General features: G+C 49.3%; 15 protein-coding genes and 1 pseudogene. 10 read left to right on the forward strand and 6 right to left on the reverse strand.

Annotation, left to right across the window (positions count from 1 at the left end; genetic code table 11):
• Nucleotides 1-181: 181 nt before the first annotated feature.
• The 5 genes from Q5Y71_RS01060 to Q5Y71_RS01080 all read left to right on the forward strand — a co-directional run bounded on the left by Q5Y71_RS01060 (nt 182) and on the right by Q5Y71_RS01080 (nt 3,896).
• On the forward strand, nt 182-784 hold the full coding sequence (locus Q5Y71_RS01060; RefSeq protein WP_306039352.1) for a CoA pyrophosphatase: 603 nt from the start codon (nt 182-184) through the stop codon (nt 782-784).
• A gap of 660 nt (nt 785-1,444) precedes the next feature.
• Nucleotides 1,445-2,161 carry a hypothetical protein gene (locus Q5Y71_RS01065; protein ID WP_306039354.1) on the forward strand — a complete coding sequence of 239 codons (717 nt, stop codon included), beginning with the start codon at nt 1,445-1,447 and terminating at the stop codon, nt 2,159-2,161.
• A 109-nt stretch (nt 2,162-2,270) separates the two neighbouring features.
• Nucleotides 2,271-2,777, forward strand: a complete 507-nt coding sequence (locus Q5Y71_RS01070; protein ID WP_306039355.1) for a hypothetical protein — start codon at nt 2,271-2,273, stop codon at nt 2,775-2,777.
• Between the two features lie 109 nt (nt 2,778-2,886).
• A complete protein-coding gene (locus Q5Y71_RS01075; RefSeq protein WP_301414186.1) occupies nt 2,887-3,261 on the forward strand; it encodes a DUF4440 domain-containing protein in 375 nt (124 codons plus the stop codon).
• 86 nt (nt 3,262-3,347) lie between these two features.
• Nucleotides 3,348-3,896: a GNAT family N-acetyltransferase gene (locus tag Q5Y71_RS01080; protein WP_306039359.1), complete on the forward strand. Its 549-nt coding sequence runs from the start codon at nt 3,348-3,350 to the stop codon at nt 3,894-3,896.
• Nucleotides 3,897-4,198: 302 nt separating this feature from the next.
• Here Q5Y71_RS01080 and Q5Y71_RS01085 read toward each other — a convergent pair whose 3' ends face one another.
• The 4 genes and pseudogenes from Q5Y71_RS01085 to Q5Y71_RS17465 form a co-directional block, all read right to left on the reverse strand.
• Complete coding sequence (locus Q5Y71_RS01085; RefSeq protein ID WP_306039361.1) at nt 4,199-5,770, reverse strand: carboxylesterase/lipase family protein; 1,572 nt, start codon at nt 5,768-5,770, stop codon at nt 4,199-4,201.
• Nucleotides 5,771-5,773: 3 nt separating this feature from the next.
• The gene (locus Q5Y71_RS01090; protein WP_306039363.1) at nt 5,774-7,549 is read right to left on the reverse strand and encodes a hypothetical protein; all 1,776 of its coding nucleotides are present in this window, start codon (nt 7,547-7,549) and stop codon (nt 5,774-5,776) included.
• Nucleotides 7,550-8,164: 615 nt separating this feature from the next.
• Nucleotides 8,165-10,201, reverse strand: coding sequence for an NADPH-dependent 2,4-dienoyl-CoA reductase (locus Q5Y71_RS01095; RefSeq protein ID WP_306039365.1), 2,037 nt, complete (start codon nt 10,199-10,201; stop codon nt 8,165-8,167).
• 325 nt (nt 10,202-10,526) lie between these two features.
• Nucleotides 10,527-11,422: pseudogene (locus Q5Y71_RS17465) on the reverse strand (LysR family transcriptional regulator).
• A gap of 113 nt (nt 11,423-11,535) precedes the next feature.
• Between Q5Y71_RS17465 and Q5Y71_RS01110 the strand changes: the two are divergent.
• The 4 genes from Q5Y71_RS01110 to Q5Y71_RS01125 all read left to right on the forward strand — a co-directional run bounded on the left by Q5Y71_RS01110 (nt 11,536) and on the right by Q5Y71_RS01125 (nt 15,390).
• Nucleotides 11,536-12,210, forward strand: coding sequence for a histidine phosphatase family protein (locus Q5Y71_RS01110; RefSeq protein WP_306039369.1), 675 nt, complete (start codon nt 11,536-11,538; stop codon nt 12,208-12,210).
• 17 nt (nt 12,211-12,227) lie between these two features.
• Nucleotides 12,228-13,454, forward strand: coding sequence for an acyl-CoA dehydrogenase family protein (locus Q5Y71_RS01115; RefSeq protein ID WP_306039371.1), 1,227 nt, complete (start codon nt 12,228-12,230; stop codon nt 13,452-13,454).
• Complete coding sequence (locus tag Q5Y71_RS01120) at nt 13,447-14,535, forward strand: phosphotransferase family protein (protein ID WP_306039438.1); 1,089 nt, start codon at nt 13,447-13,449, stop codon at nt 14,533-14,535. Before Q5Y71_RS01115 ends, Q5Y71_RS01120 begins: the two co-directional genes overlap by 8 nt.
• Nucleotides 14,536-14,613: 78 nt before the next feature.
• Nucleotides 14,614-15,390: an SDR family oxidoreductase gene (locus Q5Y71_RS01125; protein WP_306039373.1), complete on the forward strand. Its 777-nt coding sequence runs from the start codon at nt 14,614-14,616 to the stop codon at nt 15,388-15,390.
• A 374-nt stretch (nt 15,391-15,764) separates the two neighbouring features.
• Here Q5Y71_RS01125 and Q5Y71_RS01130 read toward each other — a convergent pair whose 3' ends face one another.
• Nucleotides 15,765-16,163, reverse strand: a complete 399-nt coding sequence (locus Q5Y71_RS01130) for a DUF6632 domain-containing protein (RefSeq protein WP_306039374.1) — start codon at nt 16,161-16,163, stop codon at nt 15,765-15,767.
• 424 nt (nt 16,164-16,587) lie between these two features.
• Between Q5Y71_RS01130 and Q5Y71_RS01135 the strand changes: the two genes are divergently transcribed.
• Nucleotides 16,588-16,920, forward strand: coding sequence for an IS30 family transposase (locus tag Q5Y71_RS01135; RefSeq protein WP_306039440.1), 333 nt, complete (start codon nt 16,588-16,590; stop codon nt 16,918-16,920).
• Between the two features lie 190 nt (nt 16,921-17,110).
• Here the strand turns inward: Q5Y71_RS01135 and Q5Y71_RS01140 are convergent, their stop codons facing one another.
• On the reverse strand, nt 17,111-18,193 hold the full coding sequence (locus tag Q5Y71_RS01140; protein ID WP_306039376.1) for a linear amide C-N hydrolase: 1,083 nt from the start codon (nt 18,191-18,193) through the stop codon (nt 17,111-17,113).
• Nucleotides 18,194-18,860: the final 667 nt, after the last annotated feature.

The following is an 18,860-nucleotide window of genomic DNA, read 5'->3' on the forward strand; positions in this document are numbered from 1 at the left end:
GCGGATTGGCCCCTTTGTGTCGACATGACTGGCCGGTTGTCAGCCAGATTTGGGGCATTGGTTTGAATACCTGGCTAATAGTCATAAACGAATAGTTTGACATAGGGCTCGGTCTTGCTTGCAAAAAACCGTATGATAAGTGCCAGGGAATATGCACCTTGTGCGGGTGGAGAAAATTGCTATGTTAAACAAGATTGAAGCATCTATTTCCCATCAACTGGCTGAACTTGAGGCGGGCGTCCCCAAGGGCAGTGTACTACACGGGCATGCAGCGGTGCTGATCGCACTGACTGATGAGCCGGACCCCCATATTATTCTCACCAAACGCTCCGCCAATCTGTCCACCCACTCAGGCGAAGTCTCTCTGCCGGGTGGTCGCTGGGATGTTACTGACCCTTCACTGCAATACACAGCCCTGCGTGAAGCGGAGGAGGAGATCGCTCTACCTATGGATGCTGTGCGTATGCTCGGCCCCCTGTGGCCGCGCACCACCCGCTGGAAAGTGTCTGTTACGCCCTGGGTGGCGGTGATTGCCAAGGATATTGCATTGACCCCAAATCCGGGCGAACTGGATGCCGTATTCCGTGTGCCCCTGTCTTTTTTTCTTGCCGATCCGCGTATCCGCACTGACCATATCATTATGGATGACTGCACCATCCACCTGCCAGCATACCGGTATGCTGGCTATGAAATCTGGGGCTTTACCGCCGGTTTGCTCGCCGAGTTTATGGTAAAAATACTGGGTGCGTCTCAAGCGCATAACAAATGTGTTGAAACTGCATGATTTGTCGGTGATTGCGTATAAATCAGGCGCTTGGTTATCCAGCGCCTCTTGGTTCAGTAGCGCAATGAATTCGCAAGATTTTCACTGGCCCAATGTGATACGTATGTGCCTTGCAACACGACAGGGGGTTATATCCAGGTTTTTTAAACCGCGGCCCATATTTTTTCCCGTAAACCACAGGGGAAAGAAACTGCGCTGATTGACACTGGTTGGTTGTGCAATGGGACCGGTGTAGGGAAGGACAGGCGTATCCACAGAATGAAAGCCTGGGAAAAGTTCGCTCAGGGATGCTGCCGTTGGGTTGCAATAAACAGATGCGCCGTGGCTTATCCAGGGTGCCAGATGACCTATTGCGGCTGCCAGAGGGCGCAGTTTCTCCACTAAACAATGGAGCATTCAGGAACTGTAGTACGTCTCACGAGTTCTCAAGGGTTGGCCAGTTCGCTCTGCTTTGTAATCATTCCTGTGCCTAACACAATGCAAATAATACTGTATTGACCTCTCTCGGGCCCATCGTATACTTGAATGCGGCAAATCTCAGGGGGGGCCAAGAAAGGGATTGCGTGGACAGTTTTTTCTCTATCACTTCGCATCAATAGTAGATCTGTAACAAATTGCCTACCAGAATAACAAGCGTAAACTGCAACCGGGAATAGAACAATGAAGCATTTTATCACGATACTTGCACTTTCCTTATCATTGAACGGGTGGGGGCAGATGATAGAGGAAGTCATCGTCACTGCTGCCAGGGTAGATGAGCCGTTGCCGGGAGTGGTACTGAAGAAAACAGGAGATTTTTTACTGCTTGAGGTCGAAATTTGGAATGACAGCAGGGATGAAAAACGCAGAAAAGAAGAGATCTATCAGACACTTAAAAATGCTCTTTCAACAGCCTCAAGAAACCGAAACGTCGAGCTCAGTATCGTTGAGTCAGGGTTTGTAATGCCCTTAACGCTGGATAATCATCGTATAGAGCTCAAAAGAGGATCCAGGCCAGACACCACTATGGCTAAAATCCGTGTGAAAACAGCGATTCCTTCCGATATGAATAAGGCGACGAAGCTGGTTGATGAAATGACAGGATTTGTTGATGAAGTTAACCGTGTTGGAAGAACTGAATTCAATTCATTGGGGTCGGTTGATGTTAGTGTTGTCAACCCCAATCAGTACAGAAGTGAAATAATCGCGCTATTTTCAGCAGACGCAAAAGCAGTGGCAACCAGTTTGGGAGAAGATTATAAGGTTATTGTAGAAGGTATAGACAGGCCTGTGCAATGGGTTCGCGTGGGACCATTGCAGCTTGCCTTGTATGTCCCTTATTCTTATAACGTAATACCGAATAATATAAACTCAATTATTATGGCGCCAGATTACTAGTCATGGATAATCAGTGTAGGTGATTGTATCTTTAGCTTGGCTGCATACAGGAAATACTGTCCGACAACAAGTGCTAATTTGATCTGTTTGTAATGTTAGAGGAAATGTCTTGGAAAAAATCCGCTTAATACCCCTGGTTCTTTTGTTGATTTTGGTTGGATTAAATACCGCTGCATTTGCTTCAGAAAAGCCCATTGGGTACATCGGCTTCCACAGCGGACTGCCCTGGGCAATCCGATTTAATGATTGTACAGAATACAATTTTGAGGGTGCGGAAAAATACCTGTGGTTTGACAGAACACTGGATTCCATAAGTTGTTACCAATTTGGAGGCAAGGATGACTCCGACCTTAGAGGCGGGGTTATTTCAATTTATGAGGCCCCCGGGCTTGATGCCGATAAATTTACGCTCAATCGCTTTTCGGAATTTATTGTTTCAAAAAGTGGATGGGGCACATTCCCCAATGTATACTCAATCTCTGGAGATTGCTGGTTCAGGGTTAAAGAAGGCTGGATATACCTGAATTCGGTCGATAAGAAATTCGTGCAATATTATCCAGGAGAGCAAGACAAGGTGGCGAAGGCTGCACATGAAACCTATTTCCGTACACATTAAACCCTAGCCCAAAAACTCAGTAGTGCTATTTTTTATATCCGGGTTTCTGTGCGCTATGCTTTGATTAAAGTTTCAAACGACTTGGGCTGATTGAGATAACAAAATAACCATGGATATTCTGATTGATTTGGAGAGGGCATTGCATCAATGTGAGGTTCGCCAGAATAAAGCGAAGGCCGCAAGCCTGATTCATACAAGCTTCAAGGAGATTGGCGCATCCGGCAGAAGTTACGATTTCGATAGCATTGTGGAAATGATGAGCGCAGAGCTGTCGTCAAATGGTTATATCCACTCCCAAGATTTTGAAAGCATCCAGCTGGAAGCATCGGTGTATTTACTTTTGTATAAGTCTGCCTGGGTGGATAATAACGGTATTAAAAGTAATTTTGCAAAGCGTTCCTCTATTTGGATATTTTCTGGTGAAAAATGGCAGTTGAAGTATCATCAGGGTACCCCTTGCCTGGAGTTTGAGTTGGGGATATGAAGGGTCCCTGACCTGTGACTTTATCTGGAAAATATTGGTCAGGGTAAGAATAACATAGTAGTTATCAAGCGGGTGAAATTCATTACATGAAATATACAATCCGTACAGCCTTGGCTTCTGACATTCCAAAAATTCAAGCATTGATAGAGGAGTCAGTTCGGGGCTTGTCAATTAATGATTATACACAAGAACAAATTGAAGGGGCACTATTATCTGCTTGGGGTCTAGATACACAATTAATTAATGATAAAACTTATTTTGTAGTGGAAAATAACTATCTTTTGATTGGTTGTGGTGGATGGAGTTACCGAGCAACACTCTTTGGAAATGATAGTGAAAAAGATAGAAATCCTGATGTTTTGAATCCAGAGATCAATTCAGCAAAAATCCGGGCATTTTTTGTAAAACCCTGTTACGCACGCAAAGGCATTGGATCGTTGATAATGCAGCATTGTGAGGAAGCGGCAAGCGCAATGGGCTTCCGCAGTTTAGAGTTGATGGCAACCCTGCCGGGCCTTAGGCTTTACGAGCGTCACGGATTTATTGCCAGCAACGCTATTGAATACCCCATAAATGACGATTTATCTATAACGTTTATACCTATGAAGAAACCGCTGGATATTAAGTTCGGTTAATCGGATAAAATATGATTTTGGTCTGTGCTTGATGTTCAAAAACACCTCCATAATTATTATTACTTGCTCTGCTATCTCCAGGTGTGGCACGCCAAGCATGGTGGTATTGGTATTTTGATAATGATCTAAATCAAGAAATTGGAACAGGCAATAGAGATTGTGCACTGAAGATATCGAGATCGCCAATTGAATCCTCCCGGGTTTCTCGGAGGCTAACTTTCTTGAGAGAATTAGCCAAGAAGACAATTTAAAAATGCTTCTCAATGGCACGTAAGTATAATCTTATCCGTCAATCTCTGCGTCTATAGATATCCATATAGAATTTTATCAGGTATATCCTGCCACAGGGCCAGAAGCTCCGAAGTATTAAATGTTCGTGCGGTTGGATGGTTGCCAAAACGTTTACTGTGTTTCCCTGAAAAGATGGGCCAGCCTTCTCCCGGGCAGCCGGTCTCTGCAAAACTCAGCCAGGCTTCCTGCATGGAGGCACTCAAGAGATGCGCGCCTGTTTCTGCGCCGTAAAGTGCATGCAGGGATTGTTCACCATGGGTGCCAAACACATAACCCAGCTCCACAGCATGACAGGCTCCGAGCAGGGGTTGGGCTGCCAGAGGCTGGGTAAAATGGTAGTGAAACCCTTCACCCTGGTGGTTTGTCAGATGTCTCAAGCCGGGTAAGGTAAATACCATATCGGTTAACAACAAGTTCCAGGCTTGACTCCATTGGGGCCAGGGACTGTCCTGAATGGATAAGGCCAATTGGTAGTAATGGCCGAGTAATGGCTTTATTTTTTTTTCCGGGAGTAACCAGCCGAGATGATTACAGATTTTGTGATAATCCAGTGTATAAATTTCTGAATTGGTGACACTGAATAGGTTCCATTCCTCTAAATTATTTCCAAGAAGCAGAGGTTTTACAGCGGGGGTGCTTTCCGTGTGCCCCGTCACAGAAGTCTCTTTTAAAAGCTCATGGTCAATAACGGGTTTGAATGGAAGTTGTCCCCAGCATTGCGTCATGCGGCAGTCTGTCAGAATTTTAGTCTGGGTTTGAAGCAGCATTTTGGGTGTGCAGTCCCGGGGTGGCTTCCCGTTACCAATGCTATCCAGATGTTTGACAAATGTTTCTGCCAGGTGATTGGCACGGGAAATGGAGTGAACGGCCTTGGGATGCCCGCTTTGTACTATGGCGCGGCGAAAAAGTGCCTGGCATTCGGGAATCTTCTGAAGCAGTGCAATACTCATGGCACCGGCGGACTCGCCAAACAAGGTGATATTCTGTGGATCGCCGCCAAATGCAGAGATATTTCTGTTCACCCATTTGAGAGCTGCAATCTGGTCCATAAGCCCTTCATTGCCACTGGATGGGATATCACAAATGTCTTTCAGGCGCAAAAAACCGAATGCTCCCAGCCGGTAATTGAAGGTTACAATGATGGCCCTGCCACTGGCTGCCAGGTAGCGCCCATTATAGACTTCCTGACAACCAGACCCCATATAAAAAGCACCGCCATGAATCCAGAACATGACTGGCAGCCGATTGTTGCTCGAAGTTGGCGGTGAAAATATATTGAGATAAAGGCATTCTTCTCGCTCGGGCGGCGCACCGTTTCTCCCCCTTACTTCCATCAGTATTGATGGGTTCTGGGCTGCAGGCATGCCGAATGCACTGGCATGCAGTGGTGTTTCCCAGGCGGGTAGGGGCTGGGGAGAAAGCCAGCGTAATTTCCCCACTGGTGGGTGCGCATAGGGGACGCCCAGGAATTGATAGGTCCCGGTTTCCTGGTCAATGGTACCGATCATCGGACCGGCAGGTGTTTCCACTATCGGTGTAGGATTTTCATGGGTTTTTCTTTCTAAGCATGGGTTTCTGGCCATGTTTTACCTCTTGGCTGACATCTCCGTCCCAGGCGAGTAGGGGTTTTGCTTCTTGTTCCAATGGGGATAGTGTGTGCTGCTGTTGCGGGGTTGGCAGGGTGCCTTCAGGTGGTCCTCTGCGTGGCTGTGAAGGTATTTATGGTAAGCGACAAGGGCACACAAATAGTGCCCTACATCATCGATAAGAATCCTGAAGGCGTGATGCCGGGTAAAGAAGCTGCCGAGAATCTTTGTCGGATTCTTAAAAAACAGGGCGAACTCAGGCCAGAAATACCCATTGAGCAGATGGGTGGTGTGTCTGTGTAGAGCCTGGTAAAAATGGGTCAGATCCACCTGATCCAGCAAATATTGGAACTGTCCCTCCTGCCGCAGCCGCGTAATCATCGTATCTGCCGCCATCATTGATTGTAACAGGATGGGCGAGGGGATGATGCGTTGTTCCATTACACCGAGGTGTCCGGCAAAATTTCTAATGCCAAACTGATAGTACTGTTCATCGGGCCGATAGGCGGTCAGTTCGTTTACGCAGTAGCTCAGCCAAACATTGTGTGCCCGCCAATGCCCTGCGGTCAGTAAATAATTGAATGCTTTGTCTGCCACTACCCACCAACGTGAGTGCTTACTAAAGCCATACAGGCGCAGGAGCCCCAACACTGCCTGACCGTCGTGATCAATTACCCTATAGCAGTCTTTGACAGTCAGTGCGGGGTATTCCACAGCATGAAAAAATCGGCCGCTGGTGGGAGCCTGCATCAATTCAATGCCTCTGGCGAGCCGCGTCATCCATTCGGCATATTGGCGTGTCTGCCGGGCCTGGGAATAATTCACCAGTGCGAGAAGACATACCGCATTGCTGCCCAATCTGATTTCGCCATCCGGCTCCACCACAAATGCGCCGGTTTCACCGGATTCCAATACAGCGACCCGGAGTAATTTTTTTGTCATGTAGTCGAGTGAGTGTTGAATGGCTGATAATTGGGAGGCGCATTTGGTTATTTTCCAGGTTTCAATCATCGTATAGACAGCACTGGCGTGCTCCAAGGCAGTACAGCGCGACATTGCCCTGTCAAAGCAGGCGTACCATCCTTTGTAGAAACTGCCATTGGGTTTAAGCTGGCTGATTAAATAGCGGCTGCCATCCTCAATGAGCTGGGTGACATCTTCACAATTCAGGGTGTTGATTATGCGCCGGCCGGCATCAGGTCCCGGCCCATAAAGGTAGACCGGTTCCCTGTGGTGTTCACAAAACAGCCCTTTTGTGGAAAGCAGGACAATGGTTCTCTCTTCGGAAAAATCCAAATCTACCTGGGGACCAAAGCGTCTTTTTGTGTAGGAGCGGAATTCTTTCTCATTGAGAATGGCATGGTCCATTCGACCACCCTCGTCGAGCATGGCATTGCCATTGAGCTCCTGTTCCAGAAAGGCAATGTTGCAATCGATATCCAGGGCAATACCGTAGCGAAAGTGGCATCTTTTTGTATCCTCAAGCAGTGTATGAAGGCCGCACAGGGTTGTTATGCTCTTCTGGATAACCCAATCAACCCGCAACCAGCAGGGCTCCATTGCGTTTTGTGCTGCCACGATTTGAATGGCGTCTGCAAGATTCTTCCAGGCCTGGGAAAAGCTTTGGGCGTTGATATGTTTTACTTGCGCACGCTGTGTGGCATCGCTGATCGAAAAAAAAAGTGTGTAGGGTGGCTTTAGTTCGCGAAGTGCCTGTTCTACCTTGTTGCGGGCTCGTGTGAGCAGGCTGGATAGGGGGGTATCGCTGTTGTTCACTCTGACTCTCAGAACTGGCAGTAATGATTCCTGTGATTACGGCCGAACGACTTTCTTGCAGGAGTATAGACCCGTGTACCGTTACTGTTTGCTCTGGTTGGTGGATGACGTTTGGGTGAATTTTTGGTGAAAACTTTTGATTTATCCAACAACAGGATAGATGTCTGCACTTTTGCGTTGGTGGCTGACATCACTGGGTTGAAGGCTGGCGCGTGACCCTAAAATCAGCCCGCGCCAGCTTATTGAGCCGGTTTTTTTGACAATGCCAACGCAATCGGTTGTGGGGCGGATACATCACATTAAGCGGGATCGTGATATGGCCTGACTATTATCCTGCCAACGTGAGAAATGCATTTGGTTTACCTGGGGCTGATTGTTGGCACCGCGAGGTGTTTTATGACCAACCGCTGGCCTTTCGATAGGCTGACCGGTTATACCCGCAGGGCAGAAGTGGGTGCAGGGGTTGAGCTGAAGCGCGAAAATGCTTGAAGCCTGAGACAACAGCTTGAGGGGAACAACAAATGAAACGGGAATCCTCCAGCCTGTGTAAGAAGGGGAATCCCGTGTGGGAAAATGCCAGGAACGTCTGTGCTAAATTACATGCCGGTGATTGCTTTAGATCTCAGCAGCAAGTCGCGCGCCCTGGTCAATCGCGCGTTTGGCATCCAGTTCTGCGGCTTCGTCGGCACCGCCAATCAGGTGGGCTTTGATACCACGCTCAAGCAGTGCTTGGTATAACTCACGGGCGGGCTCCTGGCCAGCACAGACGATGATGTTGTCTACCTCTATTAGCTGCCGCTCGCCACCAATGCGGATATGTAAGCCCTGGTTGTCGATTTTTTCATAGGTGGCACCGGGGATCATTTGCACCTGGCGATGTTGCAGGCTCTTGCGGTGAATCCAGCCGGTGGTCTTGCCGAGATCAGCGCCCACTTTGGATGTTTTGCGTTGCAGCAGAAAAACCTGCCGCGGGGAATTCACCGCTTTGCGGGGCTTCAGGCCGGAGCGGTTTTCCAGTTCGATATCCACTCCCCATTCGTCGAAAAATGCTGCTTTGGTACTGGTGGCCGGTGATTCTTCGCCGGAGTAATCATCACTGTGTGTGAGGTATTCCGCTACGTCGAAGCCAATACCACCAGCACCGATAATGGCAACCTTTTCGCCCACAGTAACCTTGTCCCTGAGTACATCCAGGTAGCCGAGTACTTTTGGGTTTTCGATTCCAGGAATTACCGGCTTGCGCGGCGCAATACCGTTGGCGAGGATCACTTCGTCAAAGGACTGCAAATCCCCTGGGGTCGCAACGGTCCGCACTTTCACCTTGACACCGGTGACCTCGAGGCGGCGTTTGAAATAGCGCAGGGTCTCTTGAAATTCGGCCTTGCCGGGAATCTGTTTGGCGATATTGAACTGGCCGCCGATTGTGCCACTGCTTTCAAACAGGGTAACCCTGTGTCCCCGCTCCGCGGCTACAGTAGCGGATGAGAGACCGGCGGGACCGGCGCCGACCACCGCCACTTTTTTCGGTGTTTCAGTGGGCAGATAATTTAATTTTGTTTCGTGGCAGGCACGGGGGTTGACCAGGCAGGAAGTGAGCTTTAACTGAAAGGTGTGGTCCAGACAGGCCTGGTTACAGCCAATACAGGTATTGATTTCATCGTCTCGGCCGGCAGCGGCCTTGGCAACGAAATCCGCATCTGCGAGAAAGGGACGCGCCATGGAAATCATGTCTGCTTGTCCGGAAGCGAGCACCGCCTCGGCGACCTCCGGCATGTTGATCCGATTGCTGGCCACCACTGGCACGGTGAGGTGCTTTTTTACTTTTGCGGTGATGTCGGTGAACGCAGCGCGGGGTACATTGGTGGCGATAGTGGGCACACGGGATTCGTGCCAGCCGATACCGGTATTGATAATAGTGGCACCAGCTTTTTCGATAGCCTGGCCGAGAGCAATAACCTCTTCAAAGTCACTGCCATCCTCAACCAGATCAAGCATGGACAAGCGGTAGATAATAATAAATTCAATGCCCAGGGCCTCGCGCACACGGCGCACGATTTCGATTGGCAAGCGAATACGGTTTTCGAAGCTGCCACCCCATTCATCGTTGCGTTTGTTGGTGCGTTTTGTGATGAACTGGTTAATAAAGTAACCCTCGGAGCCCATAATCTCCACACCGTCGTAACCAGCTTCACGGGCCAGTGTGGCACAGCGCACATAGTCATCAATCTGATGTTCAATTTCCTCAACAGTCAACTCGCGGGGTGTGAACGGATTGATTGGCGCCTGAATGGCAGAAGGAGCGATCAGGTTTTCATTGTAGGCATAGCGGCCAGTATGCAGGATCTGCATGCAGATTTTCCCCCCCTCAGCGTGGACAGCTTCAGTCACTTCCCGATGCTGTTGCGCCTCTTGCGGGGTATTCATTTTGGCGGCCCCCTTGAACACTGCGCTTTCCTCGTTGGGAGCAATACCGCCGGTTACAATCAGGCCAACCCCGCCCCGGGCGCGCTCAGCGTAGAATGCCGCGAGCCGGGCAAAGCCCCCGGCGTGTTCTTCCAGATTAGTGTGCATGGAACCCATCAGTACCCGGTTGCGGAGGGTGGTAAAACCCAGGTCCAGAGGGGACAGCATGTTAGGGAAGGCATGGGACATGGCAAAACTCTCTTTTGGTCGCCTGTTGTTGAATATGCAAAGAGTTGCATATTGGTGCCTATCAGCATACCAAGGAGGGCTGGTGAGAAACAGTGACCTATCCAGTCTAAATCGGTGATTATTTACCGGTGTGGTCCTGTTTTTTCTTTCCCCGCAGAGACTCAGCCGGCCATCGAACAGGTTTTCATGGTCTGCTGGATGGCCATAGTGGAAATACCGGCTGCTGGTGAACATGTGCCGGATTGCCTTTTCCCGTGCGATTGCCCAGTACCAGCTTTCGGTACTGGGCTATTGGGCCGGTTTTGCCCAGGCTATTGCCAGCGTTTTATTCTGTCAATACCTCCAGAAGTTGCTGACGGAACCAGCGGTTGGCGGGATCATCGTGCAGGCTTTTATGCCATAGTAGGTGCCAGTCCATCTGGGGTATCTGGAAAGGCAGTTCAAAGAGTCGTGCAGAGTACTGGCTCGCCAGACTGGCTGGCACCGTCAGGGCCAGGTCGGTGCGCAGTACCACCAGGGGTGCCACCCGGTAGTGCTGCACGCGCAATTTGATAGTCCGCCGCCGTCCCAGTTTGTTCAGGGCAATATCTGCCAGGCCGGGCCCGGTGCGGCGGCTGGATACGTGGATATGCTCAAGCTGCAGATACTGCTCCAAAGTCAGGCTGGCCTCGTTTGCCAGGGGGTGCTCGTTGCGCAACATGCACAGGTAGCGGTTTTGCATCAGGCGCTGCTGTATCAATTGGCCCGCTGTGGCCAGGGGGGGATATCGAGGGCAAAATCCAGGGTATTGGCAGCCAGCTCCTTGGCCAGCTGGTCTCGGGGAACATAGAAAGACTCCACAGTCACTCCGGGCGCCTGGTGCTCCAGTGTTTCCAGCAGGCGTGGCAGCAGTACCGTTTCCACCATGTCATTCATAGACAGTCGCAGGGTTTTGTGGGCCTGAGCCGGATTGAAGTGGCGGTGCTCGTTCAGGCTGTTGGCGAGCAGTGACAGCGCCTGCTGCACCCGCGGCATAATGCTCTCTGTGAGGGGGGTTGGGGTCATGCCGGAAGGGCTGCGAATAAACAGGGGATCATCCAGAGAACGACGCAGGCGCGCGAGGGCATTACTGACTGCCGGCTGGGTAATATGCAACTGTTCGGCGGCCCGTGTAAGGTTGCGTGTACTGTAAATAGCCTCCAGTACCATAAACAGATTGGTATCCATTTTTTGCAGTTGCATAACCCCTCTCCAATCATAAACAATGTGAATAATAATATATTCTCATAATAAACTTTAATGATTCAATTGAGACCGTTAGGGTAGGGGCATGGATTTAGAGAGGCATACCCAAGTTGGCAGAGTGTATTGTGGTGCGTCACGGACAGGCGTCCTTTGGCAGCGAGGACTATGACAAGCTTTCAGAGAATGGCTGGCAGCAGTCCCGCTGGCTGGGGGACTATTGGCGGCAAACCGGTCTCCAGTTTGACCGGATTCTCTGTGGCAGCCTGCACCGACATCGACAGACCACCGAAGGTATTTGTGAAGGCCTGCAAGTGGTGGGGCGGGGCAGTTATGAAATTGTTTCGCAGCTGGATGAATTCGATTTTCTCGATGTGGTGCGTCTCTACGAAGCACATAACCCTAGTTGTGCACCCGGCCCCAATGCCAGCCGTGCTGATTTCTTTCGTTTCCTGAAACAGGGGATGCTGGCCTGGGCGGCAGGGGAGATCACGCCGGCGGAGAGCTGGTGCAGTTTCGAGCGTCGTATCCGTGAAGTGTTGGGTCTGATTTGTGACAGTGCCAAAGGCAGCAGGACCCTGGTGGTCAGTTCTGGCGGAACTATTGCAATGATGATCCGACAGATTCTGGGCAGTCCCCCCGAATCCGTGGCCAATCTGAATATGCAGATTCAAAACACCGCAACCAGTCGATTTTTTTTTAGTGCGCAGGGCATCAGCCTGCACAGTTTTAATCATGTGCCGCATCTGGATAGAGACGGGCGCCGTAAACTTATTACATACAGCTGAACCACAGGTGGGAAACCATGCAGTTTGAATATTCGGAAAAAGTACAGGACCTGCTGGAGCGGCTTAAAGGTTTTATGCGGGAATATGTCTACCCCGCAGAAGCTACTTATATGCAGCAATTGCAACAGGATCGCTGGGGTGAACCACCGGTTATGGCGGAGCTGAAAAGCAAAGCCCGCGAAGCACAATTGTGGAATTTGTTTTTACCAGACTCCCGTTACGGTGCTGGCCTGAGTAACCTGGAGTATGCCCCTCTGGCGGAAGAGATGGGCAAGGTGCTGTTCGCTTCGGAAGTATTCAACTGCAGTGCACCGGATACCGGTAATATGGAAGTGCTGGCACAATACGGTTCTGAATCCCAGCGCAAAACCTGGTTGGAGCCACTACTCAACGGCAGTATACGTTCGGCATTTGCCATGACTGAGCCGCAGGTGGCCTCCTCCGATGCCACGAATATTGAAACATCTATCATGCCTGATGGAGACGAGTATGTAATCAACGGTCACAAGTTTTATATCAGTGGCCTGATGAATACGCGCTGCAAGGTGATGATTGTGATGGGCAAGACGGACCCGCACAATCCAGACCGCCATCAGCAACAATCGCAAATTCTGGTGCCCACCGATACGCCGGGCGTTAAAATACTTCGCCCCATGCAGGTGTTTGGTTATGATGATGCCCCTGAGGGACACGCAGAAGTGATTCTTGACAATGTGCGTGTGCCTGTTTCAAATCTGATTCTCGGCCAGGGGCGAGGGTTTGAAATTGCCCAGGGCCGTCTCGGTCCTGGACGGATTCACCACTGCATGCGCCTGATTGGCCAGGCGCAACGGGCCTTGGAAATGATGGCACTCCGGTCGGAGCAGCGCGTTGCATTTGGCCGCCCCTTGAGTAAGCAGGGCTCGGTGCGTGAAGATATTGCCAAGTCTGCCTGTGAAATTGAGCAGGCCCGCCTGTTGACGCTGAAAGCGGCAGCACATATGGATCGCCTGGGTAATAAAGCGGCCAAGGACCTGATTGCTATGATCAAAATCGTTGCACCACGAATGGCCTGCAATGTCATAGACCGTGCAATCCAGATTCATGGTGCAGTGGGTTTAAGTCAGGACAACAGTCTTGCACACTATTACGCTTACGCACGGTCTATTCGTTTAGCAGATGGGCCTGATCAGGTGCATATGATGCAGTTGGGGCGCAATCTCGCTGCCCGCTATGCAGCGGAGCATCCCCATGAACATGCCTGAAACCGCAAAGGCGCTGCGCAGTGCGGTACAGGACCTGCCGCTGGAAAAGCTGCAGGACTACCTGGGTGCAAATATTGACGGTTATGCCGGCCCGCTGGAGGTGTGTAAATTCCCCGGTGGGCAATCCAACCCCACTTTTAAGCTGAAAACACCCTCGACCACCTATGTGTTGCGCCGTCAACCGCCGGGTAAATTGCTCAAGTCTGCACATGCAGTGGATCGTGAATATCGCGTAATGTCTGTACTGGCCAATACTGATGTGCCGGTCCCCAAAGTTTTACACCTATGCGAGGATCGGGCACTGATAGGTTCCATGTTTTACGTAATGGAGTATTGCGAGGGCAGGATATTCTGGGAAGCGGCAATACCGACAGTGGAAACCGCACAGCGCACAGCCATTTATGATGAGATGAATCGGGTACTGACCACTTTGCACAGCCTTGATCCCGTGGCTCTCGGGTTATCCGACTACGCCCAAGCGGGCAACTATTTTGAGCGGCAGTTAAAGCGCTGGAGCAACCAATACCGTGCATCTGAGACGCGTCATATAATTGCGATGGAGCGGTTGATCGAGTGGCTGGGCCACGCACTTCCCCCGGACGATGGTCGGGTGGCGCTAGTACACGGTGATTATCGTTTGGACAATATGATATTTCACCCCGAGGCGCCCAGGATTATTGCCCTGCTGGATTGGGAATTGTCTACGCTTGGCCATCCTTTTGCCGACCTTGCCTATCAGTGTATGCAAATGCGCATGCCTGCCGGCGGAGACATGATGTCCGGCTTGCTGGGCCTGGATATCGAAACCTTGGGTATCCCCACCGAGGCAGATTATGTGGCGAAATATTGTGTGCGTATGGGTATTGACCGGATTGAAAACTGGCCCTTTTACCTGGCCTTCAGCTTTTTTCGTTTAGCGGCCATTATACAGGGGGTGGCTAAACGTGCCCTTGAGGGTAATGCTTCCAACAGGGATGCGGCAAAGCTTGGTCGCTTGGTGGAACCTCTGGCCCAAACTGCCATGGATATCACCAGTCAAGCTGGGTATTCCAGTGTCATTAGTTGGTCCGGGAAGCAATAGCCCGCTCAGGATATATTATCCGAGACAAGATACGTGATGGAGAATGCAGTGAGTGTAGAGGAACAATAAGGATAGACAATGTCAAATAACCTTTTTGATCTCACAGGAAAAATCGCCTTGGTAACCGGGGCAAGCCGCGGGATCGGTGCAGCTATCGCCAAGCTTCTGGCACAACAGGGCGCGCATGTGCTGGTTTCCAGCCGCAAAATCGAGGGCTGCCGGGCGAAGGCTGATCACATTGTTCAGGCCGGTGGTCGCGCAGACCCTGTTCCCTGTCATATAGGCAATCTGGATGAGATTCAGCACGTGTTTGCTGGTATCCGCGAGCGCTTCGGCCGCCTGGATATTCTGGTAAATAATGCCGCAACCAATCCCTATTTCGGTCATATTCTGGATACAGACCCGAGTGCCGTTGATAAAACAATCGAAGTGAATATTCGCGGTTACTTTTTTATGTCGGTGGAAGCAGGCAGGCTGATGCGACAACAGGGCGGTGGTGCCATTGTCAATATTGCTTCCATTAATGCGTTGCAACCGGGGGTGGGGCAGGGTATCTATTCCATTACCAAGGCTGCGGTGGTCAATATGACCAAAGCCTTTGCCAAAGAGTGTGCACAGTTCAATATCCGGGTGAATGCCCTGCTGCCGGGCCTGACAAAAACCAAATTTGCTGGTGCACTTTTTTCCCACGAAGAGGTTTATAAGGCGGCCATTGACCATATCCCGATGCATCGACACGCAGAGCCTGAAGAAATGGCAGGTACTGTCCTCTACCTGGTGTCCGAAGCTTCCAGTTATACTACCGGCGAGTGCGTGGTAGTGGATGGGGGGTTGACCTCCTGCGGAGGAATTTAAGTTAATAATCGCCAGTATTCACCATGAGCGTCAGCCAGATTTAACTTTTGGATTCAAAAGTCATATAGCCTGTTTTGGCAACAGTGATTGTCAGCCATATGAAGCTGGTAGCAGAATAGTGCTTGAGGTGAGAGGCTGTGGCTGGAATCTTATGACAATCGGGGAGTAGATTCGTCACCGAGAGAAGGAATGTTGGCGAATAAGGAGCTGGATTTAGTAAGAAGGCATAGGCAGCTTACTGGGGGTTTATGGAATGATAGTATCGTAAAGATAGTTCTGAGTGTCTCAAAATTAAAGTTGCCGAGTTTTCCAAGGAAGTTAAAATGAAGTCCCTAGCGAATATTTATTTCCAACCCCTACGATGATCAAGTTAATCAGCGCGTCGAATGGCGGGCGCTTTTGTGCTTGGGCAGTAGGTACCAGAGAACTCCTGCTATTAAATACTGTACAGGGATATTACCGATCAAGTTTGCATGCTCGGCTCGATCAGCTAACACCATCAACAACATCATGATTGCATATATCATATTCAGCCAGATAGTGAACAAAATCAGATTGATGTTGGCAGAGAGATTTTTAGCGGCAAGGATCAGAAATACCCCCAGAGTTGCAAAAACCCCCACAATAATCTGTTCGTATTCTGGCTGTGGGGGCATCCATCCCCAACCTGAAGGCCATATCCAAACCATCAAGGGATACATGGCAAAGATATATAGCAAGCCTATAGCAACCAGGGCGATGGCAAGATACTTGGCGCGAGTGGTTTCATTCATGTTTTTCTCACGAGTTGCAGGCCGTGTCTGCTTTTATTCGCAACCCAAAATATAGACGACTTAGGTGCTTTCCCTATGTGGTTTCTTTACAAGCTCTGAAAGTACGCCACTTTGTCGCTCACAGAACTGCCCAATGCAGTGTTTTTATTTGGGATGGTTTAATGCCTGATGGCGACTACTTTTCTAAAGCAGAGTGGTTTTCTCATGCTGCGAAGAAGCTGTTTCCAGAATGGTTTGCTGGACGTTGAAATTAACTTATGTTTTCTGGCTATGCGGTTGCATAATAAATGACAGTGCATTTGCGAGGTTGGTCAAGAGCACTCATTATGAGGAATTTGATGACGATATACGGTAGCAGATCGATTGGCATAAGTGTGCCAAGTATTCGCGCACTATTTGAATAGCCATGATAAAAATACTAAAGGTGGTTGTTTGTATGATGCAGTTCAATATGAATAAAAGGAGCATTACCCTGGGTAACGGTCTGGAGTTTGCGGAGCACGAGAAAATCGCCACCGGCTTTGGTACAGATGTCTACTTCGCTCACCCGTATTCTTCTTGGGAGCGGGGTATCAACGAAAACATCAACGGTCTTATTCGACAGTATTTCCCCAAAAGCACCGACTTCAGTGAAGTCACGGATGAAGAGGTACAAGCAGTGATGGATCGACATAACAACCGTCCGAGAAAGACGAGGGGCTGTCGATCACCAAACGAACTGTTTATGGGACAGCGAGCAGATTTGCTTGCCGCGTAATGAAATTGCAGTTATTACTTGAAACCGCGGATGATTATAGAAAGGGTATTGACAGTATACGATTTTATGGTGAAGAATTTTAGTCACGTTTTTTACTCAATCAATCACAATCAGGATATTGGTGGTTGGTATGGTTGCGTTGTGGCTCTGACTGGTTTTTTTGCAAAATGCCAAACTTCCCTGTGAAAATCTAATTGGGTGCAATAAACTTAAATGGTGCAGATGACTTAAAAGCTGATGCCACATCTCCCCGTAGATTCTCTGGTATATCTAATTTCATGGTCATGACTTTAGCGCCAGAATTCAGATCTAGTTTGTCCAGATCCACCCAGACAATCGAAGGGTTAATGACTGATTCGAAATAATAGCGCTTGGTGTCTTGTTCAATAACTGATCGCCACAGTGTTGAAGCAATGTTTGGTTTACTGGGATTGCTCATTCCCAGGGGCACACTGATGGCGCGTATCTGGGAGAATACTGAAGCGATTGCATCGCGGCGTTCTTTGAATTTTGGTGAAGACTTGAGAGCATAGCTGGCGCGAACAAAACGATCAGCTGCGCTAATGGTTCCTGGTAAGAAGTTGTTACCTCCTATAAGGCTCCAGTATGTGTTGAGGGCTAGTTGCTGTCCATAAACAGGTGAGTTTGTCATCACCGTGTATTCTTTGCCATGATGAATTCTGAGGTCACCATCAATATACTCAAAGATGGCAGAATCGCCCGTGGGGTCAGAAATTGCAATATGCGCATCAGCCGGCTTGCCGTTTGGCAGATTGGTAGAAATGACCGTGATAGGGTCTGCTTTCATCACCTGAACAGCCTCAGCAACAGTTGCATAATTATCAAGAAAATATTGTAGCCAAGCTCCAACTGAGATTGTAGGCTTCCCTCGAGTAGCAGCATCCCCGTAATTGGTTTCTGCAAGATAGAGAAGGTTTCCTACCAAGCCAGCTTCATTTATCCCATCCGAGGTCGCTGCGTCATAAATACTGATAATGACAGATCCATACTTGGAGTCCCAGGTGATTGAACCTTTACCAACGCCACCGTTACGCTGCATGCCCCGAGGAAATATCCAGAAATCCATTGCAGCTGCAGTATCACTCCAATCCATGGATCGCCCAGTGATATAGGTTCCCACCCCGGTTTCATAGAGAATCCGGGTGCATGCTTCGGCAGAGATTGCGGCGAGGTTTACAACGACAGTCAAGCTTGATAGTACCAGACAGCTAATATTCTTCTTTATATCATTTAATATACTAAACTTTCTCATCGTACTTTTCCCATCCTCTATTCACTATTCTAGGATCTAAATACAGAATTAGTAAATTCAATTCAATAATATGATCGATGTGATAAGAGGATAGCCCGAAGGTATTTTCCCGAAAGGTAATCTACGTCAAAATCGGTGTAGAAAATTGAAGTTCTTGGATAGTCAAACTATCACAATGCTTAGGCAGCCATAAACCGACATCTAGAGCCCAAGCTGTGTTTAGAATGCGGTATAGGTTCTGTTGCCTGTTGCCTGTTGCAAGTGGTGCCCCAAATATGGCGATATATATGCCATCCACGATGACCTGTTAAATGGCACTGGAGAGCAAAAATCATCACTTTAAGGAGATATACGCCGAGTAGTGTATCCAGAGTGAGAGTGCAAGCTGGTTGGGTCAGGCTGAATCACAATATCCTCTAGGACGATCACAGGTAGCATCAGAAGGTGATTAACGATTTCAATCGAGAGGAATTGGTTACCAGAGTGGATTTTGCTTACCTGGTGAGCGGGTATTCGAGATTTTACGCTAACTAACCAAATGCCGCGAAAAGCCAAAACAGATTGCCTGCAACAACCCAAATTGCATTGACAGTTTATTGGTAACAATCTTTGATCGATTTAAATTGAAAAAATACCAGACACCCAATACAGGTTTTTCATTCCTGAT

Source organism: Microbulbifer sp. 2205BS26-8 (assembly GCF_030731025.1).
GTDB lineage: Bacteria > Pseudomonadota > Gammaproteobacteria > Pseudomonadales > Cellvibrionaceae > Microbulbifer > Microbulbifer spongiae.